This window comes from Nostoc sp. (genome assembly GCF_036919815.1).
In the GTDB taxonomy this organism is placed as follows: domain Bacteria; phylum Cyanobacteriota; class Cyanobacteriia; order Cyanobacteriales; family Nostocaceae; genus Nostoc.
The window spans coordinates 46600-65189 of sequence record NZ_JBALCE010000113.1; the positions used below are offsets into that span (position 1 = coordinate 46600).

Sequence of the window (18590 nt, forward strand, 5' to 3'; positions counted from 1 at the left end):
AATTGTCAAAAAAGCTGCTGAGGAAAAATCTGAATGTATTTATGTTAAATACACTTGAGCATAATTGTCTCGAAATCGACAGTCGAACACGCTAGAATAATTGCAGCAGCATCCGCATCAACGAAGTTTTTCGACAATACGTTGACCACAGTTTTTTAATATCAAAAATCCTGATATTGGGAAAAATCTAACGGTTTACCGACAGGAATAAACTAATAAATTTGACTAATTATTTACTTAGTTACTCCAAAAAAATGTATCTTTTAATACATTTTTTCAGGTAAGTTCCCGGAAGTTACTCTCGCTACATCAGATAGAACAGTTGTATCCTTTACAGTATCAGTATTTCCCGATATTAAAATAAAGCCATCCAGAATTTTATTAATTTTATATACAATAAGTCAAGAAATTGTTACTTATAAGTAGCATAATCAATCTCGTCACATTTGCGTCATTAATTTGTCATAGATTTGTAAAACAAATGTGCAACTATCAGGTTGGTATTTTCTTGCTGCTGTGTGCGATCACAGCTGTTAGCCAGTTTGATTACGGGCATTTTAGTGATAGCAAACAACAGACACCTGAATTATCCTGTATATTCAGGAAGTTTGCTTGTTCTCTATTTGGTAAGCCTGCAATAGATATTCACCATTGAAATGAATCAGGTGAGTTGAATCTTCAGCAACCCAAACATCTGTTTCCCAAGCAATCTCTGCCAAATATGCCACCATTGCCTTACGACTGAGAAATGTTGTTACCATTACCAGAGGTATTTGGACACCTCTGAATAAGACTTCAAGTTCCTTCTTCCGCTTCGGATTAATTGGTCCATGCGAGGTTACAGCTTCAATCAGCACCAACCAGTTATTTGTTGTGAAGTGAATGATCACATCTGGCATTTTCCCGTGGGAATCGATGTTAACGCCCAAATCTGTCAATGTAGCTTCATCAAAGTAGGTGAACTTTTCATCTGTATCACCAATATAGATGAGCTTTCCATTAGGGGTAAAACAAAGGGCAAAATCATTAATAATTTTTTCAATCAGAATATTCTGACCACCTGGCGATAAAGTTTTAATTTCTCCATTAACTACTATCGGAATACGAGACATTTCGCGCTCTTGAGCATATTGCTTTTTCAGAGTTTCAATTGAAGCAAGGTAGGTGTTGATGCTCTTTTCCCATTCCTCAGTACCATAGGTTCGTATTAGTTCAAGCGCACTGTTTTCAATTTGATATACAGTTTTAGGACTGTTAATAGCGCGGCTTAAATCATCTGGATTAGCAACTATCAAAGCTGCATCCAGAAATTGATGTACTGTCTGGCGGCGAACTGTTTCCCGTGTGTTGGGCTTATAGGTTTTGCCATAATATTGACCCATAAAGTTCATCATCGGCGTAATTCCCATCAAAGGGTAAGTTGCTAATTGCCAAGAGTCTGTCGGTTTTAAGTCAAGCAACGCCAAGAGAGTTAAAGCTGATCGTTCATTAAGCTGTGCTTGTGGAAAGCCTAATTGTGTCAATATTTGCAGCGCTTCATCAATTCGAGACTTAGTTGTAATTAGATTATTATCTGATAAGTTCGACATACTCAATAGCTGATTTTCGATAAGTTGATCAATTTCCCGCACAGAAGGAAACTCCTCTTTAATCCCTGTTCCTAAAGACAATAGCTGTTCCAAATTAGGATAATTTAATTTTCGCAAATCTGTTGCATTGACCTGAGTATGCCCATTGAACAACCGAAAAAAAGCATCGACTAGAGTTGAATTGAGATAAACAGCAAGCCCACGAGCCAAGGTAATACTAAGTCCATGCCCATCTTTGTGAAAGTAATTCAAGTGATTTTCAAAGCCGACATAGGCATAATTAAATTGGCTGGCATCATAAACCACCGCAACCACACGCCTTTTCTCTTCTTTCGATGAGAATCTTTTGGATATGACGTAATGTTCGTTTGGTATCAGAAGATTCGCTGTTTCTTTTATATGAACTATCGCTTGGGGTTTTTTGGTTATTTTTGGGTACTCTACATATCCATTCGATAAATTCACCGGATAAATTAAAGGGACAGTATTGTTTTCTGGATTTTTCCTTAAGTACTCTTTTGCACGAAAATCTACTACCCGTCCGGTTGAAACCGTTAGCCCTAAATCTTTCAACGTACAGGTAAAAAGTTCCATTCTTTGAACGATTTGCTGGCTAATCTTATCTGGAATAATATAAATAAACTGCTCTAAATCATTGGGGTGAACTAACTCCGAATATGGTACAGAGTGTGATAGGATCAAGTCATCATTAGCGCCATAACTGGTATTGATAATTACGCTGCTAGACTTTTGTCTTTGTTTTGTAGCTTGGATGATGATAGTTTCCTGTAAAACATCATCGTCACTAAATGTTTCTTGGCGCGACTCAAAAAGATGTACTTGCTCTAAAGCCATCATCTCTAAAAACATCTTGCGGAAGTCACGGAAATATGGCCCATTACAAAAACTGCGCGGGGTAATCGCTACAAACTCCCCACTTGGTTTTAGAAGTTGTGCTGTAGCAGCCATAAAACCAGTATAAAGATTGCTAGTTTCCAAACCGATGGAACGCAGCAATTCGCGCACCTGGGAATGAGCATTGATTTTCAAATAAGGCGGGTTGAGAATAGCATGGGTAAATTCTGTTGCGTAGTTTACCGCCGTAGGCATCGCACTATTCAATAAACCAAGTTGAAGTAGCCTGACTGCATCTTCGATAAAATCAGTCTCACGAATTTCGTAATTGAAGGAAATACCTACATTTTCACATTCTCTCTCACATAGTTTTAAAGTCTGATGCAAATATCCAATTAAAAAAGGGTCAATTTCATAGGCTACAACGCGCAAACTTGACGTTTGTTTTTCCTGCTGGCATACTTTTGCTACAAAAGCGGCTAATAATGAACCGATTCCGGCTCCAGCATCAAGTAAGGATATTTCCGGCAAATCCAGCCGATTAAACATCCCAGCCATCAATTGGGCTACTGAGCCGGGAGTCAGAAACTGACCCATCGACACTTTTTTATCTTGCCTTAGCTTTAAACTTACTACAGCCCGACGAAGATCGACTTCTGCAAGCAAGTTTCCACTTGATAGTTTTGCGAGGCTGGTAAACCCGAAACTACTGTTATGACTTGCGACTAACGCTCTACTGCTTGATGGGACGATCACGGTCTGTCTTCTTAATTGCTATCAAGTTTACAACTTTATGGCATTTTTATGCTGAAGCAGACCACGTTTGCGATCGCGCCGTGCAGAACCTTATAAGAGGATGTTTTAAAAGTGGTTGGGTGTAATTTTAGGCACTTATTGATCCCCCCTAACCCACGCCAGTCGCTCATGGGAGAAACCCCCTGTTCCCGCGCTGGCTCACCTTAAAAAGGGGGGAACCAGAATCAAAATCCCCCTTTTTAAGGGGGATCTAAAACGTTTTTATACCGAACAGAGGGCTTTTAAAACATCCTCTAACATTTTGCTATGAGGATGCATTTAATATTTATTTATTAAACGAACCGCCAAGTACGCCAAGTACGCCAAGTACGCCTTCTTTACGAGACACTACGTGTAGCTTGTCCTCCGCAGGAGTACGCGCAGCGCAAGGTAGAGAAGGAAGAGAGGGATCAAGTAATTAGTGCAAGTTTATTTACTCAATACTCAAAGAAGTCCTGCTGATTCATATAATCGTTTGAGCATTGCTGAAATCTTCGTACCATAATCCAAATCTGCTGACCACCGCCCTGATAGCTGATCAATTAATGTTGCAATCCCGCGTGTGACAAAGCGAAACCTGGGATCTACTACTTCTTGTACCAAAGGTTCTAAACTGGCGTAAGCTTTCAAATGTTGGATGTGCGCCCTCACTCCAATTCTCGCACTTGGAAAAGATGCAGCCTCCGAACCTCCACCGATCGCACCTAACCCAGCAAAGTTATTTTGCTCAGGTCTAATATCACCACCAAACCGTAAAAATCCAGTTTCTAAACACATTTGGCAAAAGGCAATATCATAGTTTACTCCCTCCATACCTGCTTCTTCCCGATAAAGTTTTGGGATGTCAGGAAACTTTACCAAAGCATTGTCATTATTGTTTTTGAGGAATAATTGTAACTGTACTTCTGAAGTATTACCGTTCGACATCACTCGGTCAAATTGACCAGGGCAAACCGTCAAATTCGAGCGCAAGCTGACAGTATGACTTGCCGCATCCCAACTAACTGCAATCTTAAAATCTCGCAGTTCGATCGCTTTAACATAAACTACTTTGTGATAGGTAATCCGATTGACATTAGCTGCTTTTGAAAGGTCAATCCGTAGAAGGTCTACTAAATCAATGGGGATGTAAGCATTACCATTAACTAAAACCCCTTGCTCTGTATAACTTTGCCCATTAATATTAATATTAATTGCCGGATAATCCGCTTCGGTCGGAGTTCCAGGAGTGGGGTCAATCACACGACTCCAAGTTACAAGTCCATCGACAATTCCCAAAGCAAAATCGCGGCGACGAGTTTGCAGCAAAGCCCGATCCTCTGGATTGCTAAGAAACCCCACTTGCATCACCAAAGCTGGAAGCGTTGTCTGGCGACAGAATGCTAAACTACCTAACCCACTATCTGTATCTGGCTTGACTCCCCGATTCGGTAGTTGTGGTACGCGGCGCAACAAGCCGATTAGCAACTGTTCAGCATTACTCTTGCGATCGCTATTATTAGCAATGTAAAAGACGCTAGCCCCACGCACAGAAGGGCTGTTAGCCGCATTAGATTCAATTTCTAGGGCGATATTACCAGGGCGACTACGGGAATTGATCCAGGCGATAGTTTGGACGGCACTCAAGTCATCAGGAACCGCCAAAATTTCCAAATTCCGCGCTCTCAGCTCCGTGACAATCAAATCCCGTAGCAAAATCATTTCTTTAGCTTCACTTGTACCACCTACGATCGCACCTGCATCAATTCCTCTAGCTTCTTTGCCTCCATGAGCCGCCGATATAAAAATACGTCCCATTTTCAGTATTTCCTCTGGTAAAATTAAGTGTAAGCAATTCTATACATCATTCTTGCTCTAGCAACAAGAATATAATAGCGATCAGAAGCCCAAAGTCATTTGTCCTTTGTCCTTTTTTCAAAGTTCATGCCCAGGGAGTGGGGAGTGGGCTTGCCGTGAGCTTGTCCTGAGCGTAGTCGAAGGGCGTAGCCGAATGGGAGTGGGGGAAGAAGAACTATTAATTATTGAGCAATGCCCCATGCCCAATACTTCGGCAACGCTCAGTACAAGTGCCCCATGCCCCATGCCTAATGCCCAATAACTAAATATATATATGCAAATCCCCCGCTTGCACCCAGACACAATTGAGGAAGTTAAACTAAGGGCTGATATTGTAGATGTCGTCTCGGAATACGTAGTTTTACGCAAACGGGGAAAGGATTTTGTCGGTTTGTGCCCCTTCCATGACGAAAAATCTCCTAGCTTCACCGTCAGCCAAACTAAGCAAATGTACTATTGCTTCGGCTGTCAAGCTGCGGGAAATGCGATTAAGTTTGTGATGGAGTTGGGAAAGCGTTCTTTTCCTGACGTGGTGCTAGATTTAGCACGGCGTTACCAAGTACCTGTACAAACTCTCGAACCCGAACAACGCCAAGAATTACAGCGTCAACTATCTTTGCGTGAACAGTTGTATGAAGTTCTCGCTTCGTCAGCACAGTTTTACCAACACGCTCTCAGACAATCCCAAGGGCAAAAGGCAATTCAATATTTACAATCTAACCGTAAACTCAAAGAAGAAACTATACAGCAATTTGGTTTAGGTTATGCCCCCGCAGGTTGGGAAACTCTCCATCGTTATCTAGTGGAAGATAAACATTACCCAGCGCAAATACTGGAAAAAGCGGGATTGATTAAACCACGTAAGGAAGGAGGCGGTTATTATGATGTATTCCGCGATCGCTTGATGATTCCCATCCGTGATGTCCAAGGGCGCGTCATTGCCTTTGGTGGTAGAACCCTGACTGATGAACAACCTAAATATCTCAATTCCCCAGAAACCGAACTTTTTAGTAAAGGTAAAACATTATTTGCCCTTGATCAAGCCAAAGCTGGGATTTCTCAAGTCGATCAAGCGGTGGTGGTAGAGGGATATTTTGATGCGATCGCTCTCCACGCTGCTGGTATTAATAATGCCGTCGCCTCACTCGGTACAGCCTTAAGCTTAGAACAAGTGCGGTTAATATTACGCTATACCGAATCGAAACAATTAGTACTCAACTTTGATGCTGATAAAGCCGGAACCAATGCAGCCGTTCGGGCGATCGGTGAAATTGCCGAATTAGCATATAAGGGCGAAGTTCAGTTAAAGATTCTCAATTTACCCGATGGCAAAGATGCTGATGAATATTTGTATAGCCACACTCCAGAAGATTATGGAGAACTCCTAAAAAATGCGCCACTTTGGTTAAATTGGCAGATTCAGCAAATTATTCAAGACCGAGACTTAAAACAGGCTACTGATTTTCAGCAAGTAACTCAGCAATTAGTCAAGTTACTTAAAAATATAGCGAACAGCGATACACTAAATTATTACGTTTCTTATTGTGCAGACATACTCAGTTTGGGAGATACCAGACTTCTACCCCTACGAGTCGAAAATCTGCTAACTCAAATTGCGCCGGCTACGGCTACATACACTAAGCCCGTGTCAGCGAAGAAAGCATGGGGAGGTGGCAAAGTTTCTGACTCTCCACTTCCCACAGAACGCAGTCTTTTAGAACACGCAGAGGCGTTATTACTGCGAATTTACTTACATTGTCCTGAACAGCGTCAAGCGATTATTGACGAACTAGAGGAGCGAGATTTGCAATTTAGCCTTTCCCACCACCGATTTTTATGGCAACAGATTTTAGAAACAGCTGTGGAACAGGTAGATTTAATTTCAACTCTGGAAAACATATATTTAGAATTATCAGAAGACTTGGGATTAGTGTCGTATCTGTTTCATCTCAACGAAAAATGGAAGAAAGAAATACTTCGGACTCTGCAAGTGGTTCAAGCTGCGATCGCTTGCATGGATTTGGTAATGCTGGAAAAACGCTATCGTCACTTTTTGGAACTATGGCAACAAACTGATCCAGAAGCTGAACCAGAGCGTTATCAATCTTATTATCAGGCTTTCTACGCTGAAAAAATCAAGCTTCAGAAAATAGACCGACAACGGTTATTTAGCATCACGGAGTTGTTGTAGCTTCGCACTCACGCCCAACCTCACTCTTCTTGGGGTACACTACTAGCTGGCTGTGCCGCCAAATCTTCCACCATAGGTATAAGGCGCTTGTTTCTTCTCGCATCGCCTAAATCGGCTTTCCGCTATTTAGGGACTGACAAATAAAAAAATATCCAACTACTTATTGTGGGGTGAGTGTCTCACCCGCCCATAGCTAAAGGCGGGCTTTTCGGCCTACCCCACAAGTAGTAGTAATTTATTTGTTGGAAATCCCTTATCCCCTGCTGAGTTGGCAAAGAAAATCTAAATGGCAACAAGCGTCATCAAAAGCATGATTTTGCAATCAGTTTTGTACACAACGACAAATCAACAACCCCTGCTTTGTCCAAGTACCGCGATGTGGCAATGCTCTCCTACCCCATCTATGATCATTGCTGCCCCTAATAACTTTAACCCTGATGTCCAAACACCACCGCCACAAACCGTTCCACAACCTAATGCTCCCACAGTCACGCCACTACCGCTAAAACCAAAACCGACAGTTACGCCAGAAAAACCTGCTACTCCTTCGCTGAAAACCTCACCACTGCCATTGACTCAAGCAGCTGATCAAATTGCCGGAGGGCGGGCTTGGAAATATTTTGAACGTAATTGGAATCCCCAAACAGGTTTAGTAAATTCAGCAGACAACTTTCCCTGGACAACTTGGTGGGATCAGGGTAGCGCTTTATTAGGAATTCATGCGGCTCGCCAGTTAGGGTTATTGCCGCCAGATATGTTTCAAAAGCGGATGAACACATTACTACAGACGTTGGAAAAACTGCCGCTACCTGCAACTGGTTTACCCAATAAAGCTTATAGCACGCGTACTGCCCAAATGCGCCAACTCAATGACACCCCCGATCCTAAAGGGATAACTGGCTGGTCAGTTATAGATATGGCGCGATTTTTATTAGGATTGCATGTTATGCGATCGCATTATCCAGAATATAGCGATCGGATTAATCGCATCGTCACTCGCTGGAATCTATCGAAACTTGTTAAAGATGGTTGGTTAAATGGTAGTATCCCCAGAGCAGGCAGACTTCTGGAAGTGCAAGAAGGGCGATTAGGCTACGAGCAATACGCTGCTCACAGTCTAAAGCTGTGGAATATTCAAGCTACTAATGCTCTCTCCAATCCACCAGTAAAGACGGTTAAGGTTGATGGTGTGACTCTGCAAATCGATCAACGGAATTTAAAAAACTCTGGAGCTACTAATTACCTAACAAATGATCCTTATTTGCTTTGGGGTTTAGAAATGGGTTGGAATGATGCTGTCAAGCCTCAAGTGCAAAATCTTTTGAAAGTGCAACAACAACGGTTTAAGCGTACTGGAATTTTAACTGCTATAAATGAGGATTCCTTGGATCGTCCCCCTTACTTTCTCTATTACAGCGTATACGCCAATGGGAAAGCTTGGGAAGTCCTGAACACTAGGGGAAAAGCTTTTCCCCAATTGCGGTTTTTCAGTACGAAAGCAGCATTTTCTTGGTTTGCTCTCATGCCAGATGAGCCTTACACGAAAATGCTGCGAGACTTTGTTCAAAATTTATCAGATAAAAATCGTGGTTATCTTTCAGGACGATATGAAAATTCTCAACTCGGTGTTAATGCTTCAGTTGACGTTAATACGAATGCGATCGTTTTAGAAAGTCTGCTTTATAAAGTTAGAGGCAGGCATCCAATAGTCTATTAATTTTATTATTGGTACTAAACCAGGTCTATCTTGAAACCTATAGTTCTTCGGTGATGAAAAGGATTTGCCCTCATCCCCCAACCCCGAATCCCATATCTGGGATTCGGGGAGCCAGAATTTCAAAGTCCCTCTCCCAGATATGGGAGAGGAATTTAGGGTGAGGGCGAAAACTACGGTTCTCAACTTAGATGAGGTTTAATACCAATTTGAAAAATCATTGCGATCGCTTCATCTATCGCAATCCGATCCCATAACTCTTTCTCTACGAGACGCTACAGGTAGCTTGCTTCTTTGCAGGAGTACACAATCCAAAATCCAAAATTGTATAATATGGCAATCCGATTTGATTCTTGAAAAAATATAAGTATATCTAGAGTGTGTTATACCGAAGGCTAACGCACCGCAATAGATCATAAAAACGGTGCGTTAGGCTAACGCCATAACACACCCTACCACGAATGACATCATTTTAGCTTTGTCACGCCACTACGTGTATTTCAAAAATAAAATGTGAGTCCTATATGACTTCAGTTTCTATTATTGATAATTCCTCAAGTTTTTCTGGTAACAGCCGCTCGTTACTCAAAAAAAGAACGCTATTATTTCGCTATTTAGCAGAAATAAATTTAATTTTTGGTATCTGGTATTTGCAATGGCGCATTACCTATTCGATCAATTTTGATGCGCTGTGGATCTCGATTCCTTTGCTAATAGCAGAAATTTATAGCTATTTTGGCGGCGTAATGTTTGTAATTGGCTTGTGGCGTCCTTTAGTCCGACAGATTAAGTCTCTAGACCAGATGATCCCACTTCTACCCAAATTGGACTGGCCAACAGTGGATGTGTTTGTAACCTGCTACAACGAACCACCCAAAATTGTCGAAGAAACTGCCAAAGCTGCTCTGGCGATGGATTACCCGCCAATAAAGTTACGAGTTTATGTGCTGGATGATGGCAACTCGGCTGATATGCGGGCTATGGCAGAAAGATTATGTTTTGAAGATTTGCAGTCAGCACAACTACAACAAGAAGCAAATAGAATTGATGCAGAACACTCTTATTTGTTGGGGCGCCGCAAGCAACTGGAAAATCTGACAGCTAATACTCAAGCCGCAGAACAATGGCTGCAAACATCATCATCAGAACTAATAGTTAACCGGTCTGTTACCGAATTTGTGCAAAGTCTGCGATCGCTTATACTTTGGTTATCTCCGGCTGATCAAAGTATAAGCGATCGCTTAATTACTGAACGGAAAACCTTAGAAGAGGCTATTCGCAAGAAAGAACTCGAACTACTTGAACTCGCTCGTTTTCGTTACATTGCTCGTCCCAAACCAGCTGGTGTACCCCACCACGCTAAAGCGGGTAATCTCAATTACGCGATTTTTTCTGGAGAAACTTCAGGACAGTTTATTCTTACCCTAGATGCTGACCATATTCCCAAACCACAATTTCTCAAGCGAGTTCTGCCTTATTTCTACATCTATAACCTTTTAATAGGTAAATATGAGCCGAATAAAATTGCTTTTGTACAGACACCCCAAGATTTTCACAACATTCCTCCAGGCGATCCGTTTGGGCATCAAGCACATTTATTTTATGGGCCACTCCAACAGGGTAAAGATGGCATGAATGCCGCCTTCTATACGGGCACAAATGCGATACTGAGGCGGGAAGCATTAGTTAGTGTCGGACTGCAAAATTTTGCTGAGGAATTTACCAAAGACGAAAAAAGTTTAAATGAATTTGATTTAGTTGGTGGGATATCGAGTAATAGCATTACCGAAGATATGAATACAGCCATGCGTCTGCATAGTGCTGGCTGGAAATCTATTTATCACAATGAACTTTTGGCAGAAGGTTTAGCGCCAGATGACCTGAGTTCTACTCTGAAACAGAGGCTACGCTGGGCACAAGGAACTATCCAAGTGTTAATGAGAGAAAATCCGCTCACAAAATCAGGGCTAACATTCTGGCAAAGATTGCACTATTTTCAGACGATGTATAGCTATTTCTCTGGTTTTTCAACTCTGGTTTTTATTTCTTGTCCAATCATCTATTTTTTCACAGGCATTGTTCCAGTTAAAACCTACGGTTTTGATTTCGCTCTACACTTCTTACCAGCTTTTATTATCAACCGCTTGACTTTTCTTACAGCTGCTTGGGGCATTCCACCTAGAGAACTTTGGCGAACAGAGCAATACGCGATCGCTTTATTTCCCTTGTTTATCCAAGCCGTATTAAGTGTGCTTTTTGGGAGCAAGATCAAATTCCAAGTAACACCTAAGCAGCGACAATCTGGAGTGTATCTCCAACTAATTTGGCCCCAACTACTTATCTTTGTCCTCACTATTTTAGGAATATCGTGGAGCCTTTACCGCTTTGCAATTAATCATCTAAATAATCCTTGGGTTTACCTAATCAATGGGGCATGGGCTATCTATAACTTGTTACTTTTGTGGGCGATCATTCGTGCATCTGTTTGGCAGCCTCCAAAAGAAGACTTAAGAGGCAAGCAGGGGAAGAAGAGGTGAATAATAAATAACTCCTGACTCCTGACTTGTAAATCCAATCTATTTTCAAAACTATGGTTCTAAAAATAGATGTGATTTATTCCTATATCTATTGCGGTTTGCATTAGGTCAATGCCAAAATATAAATATATAGTTTCTCAAGAAAAAATCGGACAATAAACCCATGAAATTGAATGTAACAGTCCTAGAATTATCTGGAATTTTAGATGGGATTAGAGGTAATCAATTACGTCATGAAGTTAGCAACATTGTGGCTGATGGAGCTAATATTTTGTTGCTTGATCTTAAAGAAGTAAACTTTATTGATAGCTCTGGTTTAGGTGCTTTAGTATCAGCAATGCAAATAATGCGAAAGGCTAATGGTAGACTTTTTGTCTGTTCGATCAGCGATCAAGTCAGGATGTTATTTGAACTGACTAAAATGGATAGAATTTTTAAAACCTTTGCTGACCAGGATGAATTCAAGCGCCAAATATGGACAACACAATAAGCTGCTAGACAACACGAAATTCAATATGCAGATTTGACTATCCTAACCAAACTTAACTTTTACTAAAGATAAATCATCATCAAGATTATCTTGAGCATTTAAGGTGATAATCTTCGCTAATAGTTGATTGAGGTTACAACTATCTTTCTGGCTATATTCGGTTAGTAAGTCAATGAAAGCATCAATCCCCCAAATTTTCCCATCTGACTGATTAATTTCATAAGCACCATCACTAAAGATGTATAAAGTGCTGTTTTCTTTGATATCAAAAACAGCATCCTCAAATTGAACGTCAGGTAAAAAGCCGATTGGTAAATCTAAAGAACTTAGCTGTTTAACTTGGATGCTTCTTGTAGAGGTAGTAGATAACAGTAAAGCTGGTGGATGTCCGGCGTTGGCATAAATGAGTTGACGTTTAAGGCGATGATAAACTCCATACCAGATTGTGAAGTATTTATCACCGTGCTTGGTCATTTGGAAGGCGTGATTGAGGGCTTTCAGGACTTCACTTGGTTGACAAAAGTTAGTGTTTGGTAGAGATTGCGATCGCAAAACATTCAGGACAGATACAGATAGGAGGGCTGAACCCACGCCATGACCTGATACATCTAACAAATAAATTGCTAAATTATCCTCGTCAATCCAATGATGATCGAAGCAATCACCCCCTAGCTGTGCTGAGGGAATAAACAGATTTTCTGTAGTTACTGCTCCAACAAGCGGTGAAGGTAAAAGCGATCGCACATAATCAGCTGCCTGTTCCAATTCTGCTTCCAAAATTTGCTTTTGGGTTTGCAAATCCTGATTGAGTGTCTCCAAAGCTTCTTTTTGACTTTGTAAATCCTGATTCAGCTGGTGTAACCTTAATCCTGCTCTTACTCGTGCTTTCAATTCATTCATCTCTATTGGTTTAGAGATAAACTCATCTGCTCCAGCGTCAAGTCCCTTAACTCTATCTTCCTCCTCTCCTGGGGCTGCTCCCCTAGCAGTCAATAGAATAAAAAAAGTAGTTGCTAATTGTGGATTTGCTCTAATTCGACGACAAACTTCTAACCCATCTAGCTGGGACATCATCCAGTCACAGATAATCAGAGCCGGATGTAGTAATTGTGCTTGTGCAATTCCTTCCTCGCCATTGCTGGCTACACTGGTATCATAACCCTGCTTTTGGAGTGTTCTTTTCAGTACTGTTCGCACTATCGGGTCATCATCAATAACCAGAATTTTAAACATAAATTAATTTTTATTAAGTAAAATCATCCGTAAATAGCTGCTTTAATTTAACTTATATGCAATTTAGTTGGGAACGTATAGTGAAAATACTCAAATTAAATAAATTAATTACCGAATATAATCATCTCAAAATATTTTATTGGTTAAAAAGTGAAAAATAAAATTTATCTAAAAGTCAACACAGACCTGACAGCATCGCCCCAAGTGTTGTCTTGGTTTGAGCAGATGAATCAACCACCTATTGCCGATCAACAAATTTGGTGGCAATGTCAAACACTTTTGATGGAAGGCTTTACTAATATTGTTGAACATGCCCACAAAAATTTACCGATTGAAACTCCTATTGAAATAGAAGCTGTGCGGCTAAATGAATATATAGAAATTCGCATCTGGTCTCAAGGTGAACCCTATGACTTAGAGCAGCGATTGCAACAAACATTTGAATTTGAGGAGAATGAGCAAGAGCGCGGTCGTGGTTTAAAAATCATGTCCGCCATTGCCGACAAATTTAGTTATGAGCCGACAGGAGATAATCGTTGCTGTTTATTTATTAGTAAATATTATTAAAGGGAGTTTGGAGAGACGCGATTAATCGTGTCTGTACAGGAGTTTGGAGTCTTGATTAAAAATTCTTGGATGCGTTTAATAAACTCTTCTAATTCGGAGATGAAGTTAGTAGTACCTCGACGCTCTTGGTTGCGAGCGAATTGTTCTAGTTTTTCTGCGGCCAGAAGCATGGTTGTAGCTCCCATATTGGCACTAGCACCTTTAATTTGATGGGCTTGGAGCGCTAGTTCCTGAAAATCATGAGTTGCGATCGCTATTTTAACTACCTCTATACGAGGTTGAATATCTTCAACAAATATTTGCAGTAGTTCCAATTCAAATTCTGGGTTGTTTTCTGAGAGTTGATGCAAGCGTTCCCAATCAATTAGGAGGTCAACTGAACCTACATCTGGCGTAGAAACTGTCTGCTCTATGACAGCTGCCTCTTTTGCCCTGAATATCACACTTCTCCAATGCTCTACCGCCGCCGCCAATTTCTCTTTGATTACTGGCTTGCTCAAATAGTCGTCCATGCCGGCATCTAGACACATTTGTTGATCTTCTTTCATGGCATTAGCTGTCATCGCAATGATTACAGGACGATGGCCACTGGCAAAACTGCTTTCTTGCCAACTATGAATTTCTTTTGTGGTTTCTAAACCGTCGAGAACTGGCATTTGGCAATCCATCAGAATTAAATCGTAGGAAATTTTTTCTAATAACTGCAAAACTTCTTTCCCATTCCCAGCGACATCAGCGCTATAACCCAGGCTTTGCAGTTGCTTCAAGGCAACTTTCTGATTCACCAGATTATCTTCAGCTACGAGAATTCTTAGTCTGGGGGAGTCAGGAGCCAGGAGCGGGCAGCTAGGAGAAAGATAGTTGTTGTTATTTTCGTAATTTTTCAGTTCTAACTCATGAGGAATGTATTCTGAGGAATGTATTCTGACTCCTGACTCCTCTGTTTCCGGCTGCATTCCTAAAACAGTCATGATGGTATCGAGGAGTCGGGACGGCTTAACAGGTTTGACCAAATAAGCCGCAAATCCGATTTTTAGCGCCCGTTCGATTTCATCCCGTTGATTAGTAGAAGTAAGTATAATCAAAGGCAGCCCCGCGATCGCTGAATTTGTCTTAATTTGTTCTCCCAAAGTCATGCCATCTATTTCTGGCATCTGCATATCAATCACAGCAACGTCATAGAGATTTTTTTGCTTGGCAGCCTGCTGAATAGCAATGAGTGCAGTAGTAGCCGAAGCAGCCTGATCGACCAGCATCCCCCAACGAATAGCTTGATGGTGGATAATTTTGCGATTAGTGGCATTATCATCCACCACTAATAAGCGGCGATTCAGCAAAAGTTCGGGGTTCTCGTAGCGTCTGGTAGAGAAGCCATCGCCTTCTAAGGAAATAGGGTGAAGTTGTTTGGCGAGGGTTACTTGAAACCAAAACTTAGATCCTTTCCCCAACCGGCTTTCTAGGCCAATTTCTCCTCCCATCAAACTCACCAGTTGCTTGCAGATGGCTAATCCCAAACCTGTGCCGCCATATTTGCGGGTGGTGGAAGCATCTACTTGGGTAAATGGGGTAAAGAGTTTGGATTGGTCTTCAGGGGTAATGCCAAGACCGGTATCTGTGATCGCAAAAGAGATGCTGGCTGTAGTAGAGTTTTGCGATCGCAATTCGGCTCGTAATACTACCTCTCCATTGGTGGTGAACTTGATCGCATTGCTGATCAGGTTCATCAGAATTTGCCGCAGGCGGCCAGCATCCCCTTGAAGGTAGGTGGGGACGTTGTTATAGATTAACGCTGCAATTTCTAATCCCTTTTTATGGGCTGAGGGAGCCAATAATTCCAACACCTCTTCCACACAGGTAGATAAGTCAAAATCTAGAGTTTCTAGTGCCATTTCTCCAGACTCAAGTTTGGACAAATCCAAAATTTCGTTGATTAGGCTTAAGAGAGCGTCTCCACTAATGCGAATTGTTTCGATAAAATCCCGTTGCTCCGAGTTGAGGGGAGTTTCTAACATTAAGCCTGTCATCCCCAACACAGCATTCATCGGAGTCCGAATTTCATGGCTCATGTTCGCCAAAAAGGCACTTTTGGTTTGAGAAGCTAATTCAGCTTGGTGACGGGCAATTTCGAGTTCTCGTCGCTGTTGAGTTTCGGCGTTTAACATTTGAGCTTGGGCTAAGGCAATACCTACTTGGTCAGCTATTTGCCGTAAAAGATGAGTTTCAAAGCTAGACCAGTGGCGGGAACTGCTACACTGATGGACAATCAGCAAACCGCAGAGTTCTTCTTTGACAAGAATGGGTATGACCAGATTGGACTTGACTGCAAATTGTTGCAGTAATTCCATGTGGGTTTTTTGGAGTTCAGCTATATCTAATTCAGCAAGCCCCAGATCCTGTTTTTGACGGTACTGCTGTAGATGGTACTGTTGGATGTATTCTGCTTCAAAGTAAGTATCAGTGAGCTTTTTCTCTTTGATTGCCAGCCAGCCAGAAACTACTGCCTCAACCACCGTAGCTCCAGATGCATCTGCCAAAGGTTGATAAATCAACACTCGATCGCTATGGATGATTTTTTGTACCTCTGTAACAGTGATTTGGAGAATTTCTTTGATTTGCAAAGACTGACGAATCTTGAGGGTGATTTCAGTAAATAGTTGCGATCGCAAGTTTTGGCGTTGAATTTGTTCTTCTGACTGCTTGCGCTCAATAAACTGCCCTACTTGCTCACCAATAGAATTCATCACCTTTGCCAAATCTGGGTCAGGTTGCTGGATCTGATGACTAAAACAGGTAATCACACCGAGGATTTTTTTACCACTACGGATCGGAAAACCGAAAGCTCCGTGCAGTTCTGCTTCGCTAGCGATTTGAAAGCGGATGAAATTCTGATCTTTAAGGACATCAGTAATCCAAACAGGTTCAGCACTAGCCCAGACACGACCAGGTAGCCCCATTCCGGGTGCAAACGTGATCTGCCGACTTAAGATGTCAAATTGTTGCATCTCGAAGGAGATTTCATACCATGAATTTAGCAAACTTAGTAGATTAGTTTGCTGATCTAGCATCCAAAATTCACTTAAATCCCATCCCAAACTTTCGCAGATTCCTTGGAGGATTTGGGGCATGGCTTCGTTGATTGTAGTTGACTCTGCTAAAACGCGGGTTGTAGCATACTCTGCTTTGAGATGCTGTTCTGCTTGTTTGCGTAACCGAAGCTCCTCGTAGACATCGGTGATATCAATACCTGTGCCAATAATATATTCAACGTCGCCCTTATCGTCTGGCAAAATAGCGTTAGCCCAGGCAATCAGCCGCCGACTGCCATCCTTAGTTACCCAATGGTTTTCGTATTCTTTGACACCTGCACCAAATCGCAACTCTTCAAAAACTGCTTTAACTGGCCCGATCTCTTCTGGGAGTAGAAACAAGTTCCAGAAATGCCTTCCTCTCACCTCATCAAATGAGTAACCTGTTGTTTGTTCACAAGCTTGATTGAAGCGAACGATTTGCCCTTGTGTGTCAATAACTATTACCAAAGCGCTGGCTGTATCAAGGACTGCTGAAATAAAGTTGCGTTCTTTGTTCAGTGTCTCCTCTATTAATTTACGCTGTTTTACCTGACGATAAATGAAGTAGTAAAGTATAGCTAAAATCAGAAAACTTAGGCAAGTAGCGATCGCCTGTATCAGAAGAGTATTACGGGTACTAGTTTTTGTGATTTTTAACTGCTGCTGAAGTTCTTCTATCTCTTTGTTTTCCATCTCACGAATGATATTGCGGATATCACTCATTAAGTTATTTCCCTGATTTGTATTTATTACCTCCAATGCAGCATCTAATCCCAAATTCTGGCGCAAGTAGATAGTTTTTTTCAGTTCGTTCAGTTTTACTATGATCAGGGGTTCAATGGTGTTGAGTTGACTCAGTTGCTTAGGATCATCTGCTGTTAATTTTCTTAGCTCCTTAATTTCGGGAGCAAGTTTGGTAATTGCTGTCTGATATGGTTTTAGATACGCATCCTGTCTAGTGAGTATATAACCGCGTTGTCCTGTTTCAGCATCCTTGATATTAGACAGCAGTTCTTGCAAGCTGTTGATTGTCAGTTGAGTGTTGTTCAACTGGTTACTAGTATTAATCAAAACTTCTCTACTCTGATAAAAGAGCGTGCCAATCAGAATTAAAATTGCCAACGCTAACCCAAACCCTGCGGTTATTCTTTGAAAAAATTGTTTGCGTCCCTTCTGTGACTGTTTGCGTGTATCACTTGCCAATACCAAACTTGCTAAGTTGCGCCGCATTTCTAGTTGCTTGATTACTTGGCGACCTAGAATTCGTAATGCTTCAACTTGTTCTGGAGAGAGGTTTCTTGGTACATGGTCAATTACACAAAGTGTTCCTAGTCCATATCCTTCAGGGTTAATCAGTGGTACTCCAGCATAAAACCGAACATTTGGGTCAGAGGTGACTAACGGGTTTGTCGCAAACCTTTCGTCTTTTGTGGCATCAGGGACAATAAAAACTTCAGGTTGCAGAATCGCATGGGCGCAGAATGCCACATCTCGCGGTGTTTCTAGAGCTTCCATTCCAACTTTTGACTTGAACCACTGGCGATCGCTATCAATTAAACTGATTAAGGCAATGGGAGTTCCACAAATATATGAGGCTAAATGGGTGAGGTCATCAAAGGCAGTTTCCGAACGAGTATCGAGGATCTTATACTGCAAAAGAGATTCGATTCGCTCTGTTTCGTGATCAGGTAATGGTGCTTTCATAAAAATGGGCG

General features: G+C 41.5%; 10 protein-coding genes and 1 pseudogene. 6 read left to right on the plus strand and 5 right to left on the minus strand.

Annotated elements, in window-relative coordinates; translation table 11 throughout:
• Nucleotides 1-599: 599 nt before the first annotated feature.
• Both V7K15_RS25765 and tftA read right to left on the minus strand, forming a co-directional pair.
• A complete protein-coding gene (locus V7K15_RS25765) occupies nt 600-3200 on the minus strand; it encodes a BsuBI/PstI family type II restriction endonuclease (protein WP_334910156.1) in 2601 nt (866 codons plus the stop codon).
• 483 nt (nt 3201-3683) lie between these two features.
• A complete protein-coding gene (gene tftA, locus V7K15_RS25770; protein ID WP_334910158.1) occupies nt 3684-5036 on the minus strand; it encodes a hormogonium tapered terminus morphoprotein TftA in 1353 nt (450 codons plus the stop codon).
• A gap of 106 nt (nt 5037-5142) precedes the next feature.
• Between tftA and V7K15_RS25775 the strand changes: the two genes are divergently transcribed.
• A complete protein-coding gene (locus V7K15_RS25775) occupies nt 5143-5337 on the plus strand; it encodes a hypothetical protein (RefSeq protein ID WP_334910160.1) in 195 nt (64 codons plus the stop codon).
• Between the two features lie 12 nt (nt 5338-5349).
• Nucleotides 5350-7266 carry a DNA primase gene (gene dnaG / locus V7K15_RS25780; protein WP_334910162.1) on the plus strand — a complete coding sequence of 639 codons (1917 nt, stop codon included), beginning with the start codon at nt 5350-5352 and terminating at the stop codon, nt 7264-7266.
• A gap of 20 nt (nt 7267-7286) precedes the next feature.
• Here dnaG and V7K15_RS25785 read toward each other — a convergent pair.
• Nucleotides 7287-7373: pseudogene (locus V7K15_RS25785) on the minus strand (transposase DNA-binding-containing protein); the annotation flags it as partial.
• Between the two features lie 179 nt (nt 7374-7552).
• Between V7K15_RS25785 and V7K15_RS25790 the strand changes: the two are divergent.
• From V7K15_RS25790 to V7K15_RS25800, 3 genes are all read left to right on the plus strand, one after another.
• Nucleotides 7553-8983, plus strand: a complete 1431-nt coding sequence (locus V7K15_RS25790; RefSeq protein ID WP_334910164.1) for a DUF3131 domain-containing protein — start codon at nt 7553-7555, stop codon at nt 8981-8983.
• 521 nt (nt 8984-9504) lie between these two features.
• Nucleotides 9505-11517: a glycosyltransferase gene (locus V7K15_RS25795; protein ID WP_334910166.1), complete on the plus strand. Its 2013-nt coding sequence runs from the start codon at nt 9505-9507 to the stop codon at nt 11515-11517.
• Nucleotides 11518-11680: 163 nt separating this feature from the next.
• Nucleotides 11681-12007, plus strand: coding sequence for an STAS domain-containing protein (locus V7K15_RS25800; protein ID WP_334910168.1), 327 nt, complete (start codon nt 11681-11683; stop codon nt 12005-12007).
• A 42-nt stretch (nt 12008-12049) separates the two neighbouring features.
• Here the strand turns inward: V7K15_RS25800 and V7K15_RS25805 are convergent, their stop codons facing one another.
• Nucleotides 12050-13240, minus strand: coding sequence for a PP2C family protein-serine/threonine phosphatase (locus V7K15_RS25805; protein ID WP_334910170.1), 1191 nt, complete (start codon nt 13238-13240; stop codon nt 12050-12052).
• A gap of 150 nt (nt 13241-13390) precedes the next feature.
• Between V7K15_RS25805 and V7K15_RS25810 the strand changes: the two genes are divergently transcribed.
• Nucleotides 13391-13807 (plus strand): ATP-binding protein, encoded by a 417-nt coding sequence (locus V7K15_RS25810; RefSeq protein WP_334910171.1) that lies wholly within the window; start codon nt 13391-13393, stop codon nt 13805-13807.
• On the opposite strand, the gene V7K15_RS25815 is transcribed toward V7K15_RS25810, so the two are convergent.
• Nucleotides 13804-18579, minus strand: a complete 4776-nt coding sequence (locus V7K15_RS25815) for a response regulator (protein WP_334910173.1) — start codon at nt 18577-18579, stop codon at nt 13804-13806. The genes V7K15_RS25810 and V7K15_RS25815 overlap by 4 nt on opposite strands.
• Nucleotides 18580-18590 lie beyond the last annotated feature (11 nt).

What these genes read in the sequence shown, in the direction of transcription:
- tftA (WP_334910158.1), bottom strand. Translation starts at nt 5,036, where the DNA reads ATGGGACGTATTTTTATATCGGCGGCTCATGGAGGCAAAGAAGCTAGA.
- dnaG (WP_334910162.1), top strand. Translation starts at nt 5,350, where the DNA reads ATGCAAATCCCCCGCTTGCACCCAGACACAATTGAGGAAGTTAAACTA.
- V7K15_RS25790 (WP_334910164.1), top strand. Translation starts at nt 7,553, where the DNA reads ATGGCAACAAGCGTCATCAAAAGCATGATTTTGCAATCAGTTTTGTAC.
- V7K15_RS25795 (WP_334910166.1), top strand. Translation starts at nt 9,505, where the DNA reads ATGACTTCAGTTTCTATTATTGATAATTCCTCAAGTTTTTCTGGTAAC.
- V7K15_RS25800 (WP_334910168.1), top strand. Translation starts at nt 11,681, where the DNA reads ATGAAATTGAATGTAACAGTCCTAGAATTATCTGGAATTTTAGATGGG.
- V7K15_RS25805 (WP_334910170.1), bottom strand. Translation starts at nt 13,240, where the DNA reads ATGTTTAAAATTCTGGTTATTGATGATGACCCGATAGTGCGAACAGTA.
- V7K15_RS25815 (WP_334910173.1), bottom strand. Translation starts at nt 18,579, where the DNA reads ATGAAAGCACCATTACCTGATCACGAAACAGAGCGAATCGAATCTCTT.